Below are 4,825 nucleotides of genomic sequence, written 5' to 3' on the forward strand. Positions count from 1 at the left end.
GCAGCGGGGGAAAGGCGCCGGAGATGGGTTTTTTCGACGTCACCACCTTCTGGCGAAACCGGGTCGAGGGGGGACTGTGTGGGGGCGGCCCCGCCCCCGCCACCGCCATCCGGGGTCAGCCCCGCGGGGTTCCGAACAGGCCGAGCATCAGCTGCGGCCGCGCCGCCTGCTGGAAGTCCATGCCGGGGTCGAGGTCGCGGATCGTGCCCTCGATCACCAGCAGCGAGAGCAGCGGGAAGATCAGTTCCGCGGCGGCGTGTACCCCGTACCTCCGCTGCAGGTCGAACATCTCCGTGGCGAAGCCGATCAGGCTGAACTCCCGCGCCGGCACGCCGTGGCTGCGCTCGACCAGGTCCGCCATCCGGACCGTGAACCCTTCGACGTCGGCGTCCGGGTCCAGCCGGGCCGAGCTCTCGAGCACCACTTCGGCCGCGCGCCGGCCGCGGCCGATGGACATGTTCATGAAGAACTCCGCGAACAGGCGGCGCAGCCGCTCGGAGAGCTGCACGCTGAAGCCGGCGTCGAGCACCACGACCTGGGCGCCGTCGGTGAAGTACAGGTTTCCGGGGTGCATGTCGCAGTGCACGAAACCGTCGACGAAGAGCATCTGGTACATCGCGGCGAGGCCGGACGCGGCGAACCGCCGCCGGGCCACGGGCGGGCTGCCCGCCGCCGTACCCGCGGCCAGCCCCGGGATGAACTCCATGACGATGCACGCCGCACGGCAGGCTCCGGGGTGCACCTTCGGCACCCAGACCCGCGGGACGACGGCCAGGTTGGTCCGCAGCCGCTGGAGGTTCGCGGCCTCGCGTTCGAAGTCCAGCTGCCCGAGGACGGCGTCGCACATCGCGTCCACCACCTCGGTCACCGGCACGCCGCGGAACACCGGCAGCCGGGCCGCCAGCCCGGCGCCCGCGCGCACGAGGGCCAGGTCCCGCCGCATGACCCGGTCGATCCCGGGCCGGCGCAGCTTCACCGCGACGTCCTCGCCGGAGCGCAGGCGGGCCCGGTACACCGAGGCGACGCTGCCGCTCGCGACCGGCCGGGAGTCCAGCTCGGCGAAGACGTCGTCGCGGCCCGCGGCGTAGGCGTCGGCCAGCGCGGCCGCCGTCTCGGCCGGGCTCATCGGCGTGACGGAGTCCTGCAAGGTGGACAGTGCGTCGCAGAACCCGGCCGGCAGGACGTCACGGCGGGTCCCGAGCACCTGCCCCGCCTTGACGAACGCCGGGCCGAGCAGCATCAGCAACGCGGTGCAGCGGCGGTAGAGGTACCGGCGCGCGGCCGGTCTCCCGCCCACGGTCGCGCGCGCGAGGGCGCCGGTGGCCGCGGCCGCCAGCACCACCACGGTCAGGCCCAGCACCTGCACCGCCCGCACGGCCAGACCGGCTCGGTGACGCAGCCGCACCGTCATTCTCACCTCCGGGATCGGGAGCCGGTGGCCGTCAGGCGCCGCTGATCCCGGGCACCTCGATCGCCCGCAGCTGCAGGGTGGTGTAGTCGCAGTACCAGATCCGGCTGCCGTCCCAGGTGAGCCCGGTCGGGTTGCCGGCGACGTCGAAGCAGGCGACCTCCCGCCGCCGCCGGATGTCCACCAGGTAGATGGTGCCGCCGCGGTAGTCGGCGTAGGCGAGGTAGCTGTCGGACACCGTCAGCCCGGCGACCGGGTGGCTGACCGGGATCCGGTCGAGCAGCTCCCAGTCGTCGGCGCTGCGGAGCTCGATCACGCGGGGCTTCTCGTACCCGAACCACACCCCGTGCGACGTCGCTTCGAGTCCACAAAGGACCGCGTCGGGACGGGGGTTGGGCAGTTCGGTCACGAACTCGCCGCTGACGGGGTCGATGACCTTCAGCGCCCGGCGGTCGCCGACCACCTGGACCAGGTGGCCGCCGATCGTGGTCAGGTCGGTGCGGACCTCGGGGCAGGCGATTTGCCGGTCCACGGCACCGGTGGCCGGGTCGAGCGCCATGATCCGGCTCGACACCGCTTCGGAGAACCAGAGGTACTCACCGGACCAGGTCAGCCCGCACAGCTTGAGCGCGCGCACCGGGATGTCCCGCACCGTGCCGACGGAGATCGGCATCACGGCCTCCCCTGCGCCCGGGCGATCCCGCAGTCCAGCCGCCACTCCGTCGCGACCCGCGCCGCCGGGCCGCGACCCGGCGACCGCAGGCGCGCTTCGACTTCGTCGCCGGGTGCGACGCGGGTGTGCCGCAGCGGCCAGACCCAGACCGCCCAGTTGCAGCCCGGGTAGGACGGGAAGTTGGCCAGGCTGGTCCCGGCGGCGAGGTCGGCGACGAAGTAGCCGATGATCGCGTGCACCGTGCCGGCGCGGACGATCGGCAGCCGGGTGGCGGCGGCAGGCGGCCAGCCGGTCTCCCGCTCGCCGGCCCGGACGTCGTAGACCGCGTGCGGCTCGGACAGCAGCCGCGGGGCCTGCTGGAAGAAGTGCAGCTGGGCCTGAGGTTCCGCCGCGTCGAGCACGGAGTCGAGGCGGTAGCCGAAGAAGTCCGCGTCCCAGATCCCCCAGCCCTCGGCGTCGAACTCCACCGCCTGCAGGAAGGTGCGCAGTCGCGCCGGGACGAGCACCCCACCCGGACGGAGGTTCCGCCGGGCGAACGCCGACAGCGCCGGCAGCATCCCCTCTTCGGGGCCGAAGTTGCCCATCAGCTCGGACACGACGACGTCGCAGCGCGCCGGCAGCCGGGCCACCCGCGCGTCGCCCTCGACGAGGGTGATCCGTCCTTTGAGGTCGTTCGCCCGGACGATCCCCGCCGCGACCTCGGCCAGCTCCGGATCGGCCTCGACCGCGTAGACGTGCTCCGCGCCGTGGCGCAGGGCGAGCAGGGAGAGCGCGAGCGTGCCGGAGCCGACGTCGGCGACGACGTCACCGGGGCCGACGGCCTGTTCGAGCGCGCGGTCGTAGGCGTGCAGCCGGGGACGGTCCGCGAGCATCATCTGGTGCATCAGCAGCAGTCGCTGGTCCATTCCCGCCTCCGGCCGGAGCACCCCGTGCCGGGCGCCGCTTTCCGGCGCCCGGCACGGGTTTCGCTGCCCTATCGGTGTTTCGTGGTTCGGTGGGAAAGACGCCCGGGCGGCCGGTCGGCGACAGCGGCCGCCCGGGGCCGTCAGACGTTGACGGCGGCGTGCTCGCCGACGAACGCGTCCCGCATGACCAGTTCCACGCCCGTGAGCCGCGCGCGGACCTCGTCCTGGGTGGTGACCAGCGCCGTGTCCACACCGTTGCTGCGCAGCGTGGTCCCGGTGGCCTCCATGTCGTTCAGCTTCCCGCTCACGTGCAGCGGGTTGGTGGCGTACAGCGTGACCTCGGGGGTCACCAGCTCGAACTCGGTGTCGACGTGCAGTTCGCTCGGGAAGCGCACCTGGCTCAGGCTTTCTTCGGTGCCCTCGCCGAGCGAGCCGCCGGACGGACGCGGCCAGCTGACCCGCAGCATGACCCGGCCGCCGAGCGCGTCGCAGTGCCCGGAAACCGCGATCCGGGAGAACTGGGCCAGCACGCCGGGACCGTCGTCGTGCTTGTCCGGCCCGAACAGCAGGATCTCGATGCCGGCGGCCTTCTTGTAGTCGCCGGACAGCTCGATCGTGTGCGTCTTGCCGCCGACCTCGACCTTGGCCGCGCCTTCGAGCGACACCTGCATGATCATCGACGGGTCGACCAGCATCGACATGCACGGGCCCGCACTCGGCAGGAAGAACATGCTCGGGGTGATGCCCACCGGCTCGTTCTCGTCGTTGGCCGGGTACCAGGCCTCGGGCAGCGTCGTGCCGCGGACCACGTTCGGGGCCTGCATGACGTCGAACGGGCCGTCGCCGCGCGGCTTGCCCAGGTACGGGCCGGTCAGCGGCTTCTTGAACGGCGGCACGTTGTCGACGACACCGTAGATGTCGATGACGTTGCGGTGCGCGAGCCGCAGCGTGCTGGACTCGAGGATGCCGAACCGCCGGATGTAGAACTCGGCGGGGAAGTTCTTGCCGGGCACGATCTGGCGCACGTGGCCGCTGTTGGGCAGGAACGGGTTCGACAGGACCTGGATGCGGTCGTCGAGCTCGTAGCTGTAGCCCTTGATGCCGACCTCGGGCGCGCTGATCAGCTCGGTCTGGAACTCGGCGTAGCCCCGTTCGTCCACACTGTGCTCGAAGCCGGGCATCGGCCACTTGTTGAGCTGGACGAAGCCCGAGAGGTTGATCGTCTCCCGGCGCCCGGCGTAGTAGTCCTCACCGAAGGCCACCGTGGCCGCGGCCAGGATGTGCGGGCGGATCGGCTTCGGCTCCAGGTTCAGTGATTCGTAGGTCTCCTTCAGAGAACTCAATCCAGACACCTCCAGCGTCTGTACGGGTTCGTGATGAGCTGTCCGATGCCTAAGGCGACCGGGCGCGGGAGCGTGACCGCTCCTCACCTGGTTACTATATGTTTTTGAAGCTTTAAGTCAATGCGTCGGTGCCCCCGAAGAGGGCCGCCGGCCAGGAGAACCACCCGAATGCGCAAGGCGGCGGGCTTCACCGGCCCGGCACTCAGCCGGCGGGGACCACCACCGGGCGGTCGGCGCCCCGGAACGTGAGCTCGGCCTGGTCGTCCTTGTCCTCGGGGTTGCCGCTCCAGCCCTCGACGTCGACCAGGATGATCTGACCCGGCTCGACCTCGCCGAACAGGATCTTCTCCGACAGCTGGTCCTCGATCTCACGCTGGATCGTGCGACGCAGCGGCCGCGCACCCAGCACCGGGTCGAAGCCGCGCTTCGCGAGCAAGGACTTGGCCTTCTCGGTCAGCTCCAGCTCCATGTCCTTGGCCTTGAGCTGCTTCTCCAC

4 protein-coding genes and 1 pseudogene are annotated in these 4,825 nt (G+C 71.3%); all 5 read right to left on the reverse strand.

What is annotated here, in order from left to right; genetic code table 11:
- Positions 1-115 precede the first annotated feature (115 nt).
- On the reverse strand, positions 116-1,411 hold the full coding sequence (locus tag ACZ7PG_RS41645) for an ABC1 kinase family protein (RefSeq protein WP_470244702.1): 1,296 nt from the start codon (positions 1,409-1,411) through the stop codon (positions 116-118).
- Positions 1,412-1,442: 31 nt separating this feature from the next.
- A complete protein-coding gene (locus tag ACZ7PG_RS41650; RefSeq protein ID WP_470244703.1) occupies positions 1,443-2,081 on the reverse strand; it encodes an NHL repeat-containing protein in 639 nt (212 codons plus the stop codon).
- Entirely contained in the window at positions 2,081-2,986 is a 906-nt protein-coding gene (locus ACZ7PG_RS41655) for a methyltransferase domain-containing protein (protein ID WP_470244704.1), read from the reverse strand. Before ACZ7PG_RS41655 ends, ACZ7PG_RS41650 begins: the two co-directional genes overlap by 1 nt.
- A gap of 140 nt (positions 2,987-3,126) precedes the next feature.
- On the reverse strand, positions 3,127-4,329 hold the full coding sequence (locus tag ACZ7PG_RS41660) for a DUF6004 family protein (RefSeq protein WP_470244705.1): 1,203 nt from the start codon (positions 4,327-4,329) through the stop codon (positions 3,127-3,129).
- Positions 4,330-4,531: 202 nt separating this feature from the next.
- Positions 4,532-4,825: pseudogene (locus ACZ7PG_RS41665) on the reverse strand (NDP-hexose 4-ketoreductase); the annotation flags it as partial.

The organism is Amycolatopsis sp. NPDC114504, from assembly GCF_055633595.1.

Bases quoted from the DNA above. Each gene is read 5' to 3' on its own strand.
- ACZ7PG_RS41650 (WP_470244703.1), bottom strand. From the start codon at position 2,081: ATGCCGATCTCCGTCGGCACGGTGCGGGACATCCCGGTGCGCGCGCTC.
- ACZ7PG_RS41645 (WP_470244702.1), bottom strand. From the start codon at position 1,411: ATGACGGTGCGGCTGCGTCACCGAGCCGGTCTGGCCGTGCGGGCGGTG.
- ACZ7PG_RS41655 (WP_470244704.1), bottom strand. From the start codon at position 2,986: ATGGACCAGCGACTGCTGCTGATGCACCAGATGATGCTCGCGGACCGT.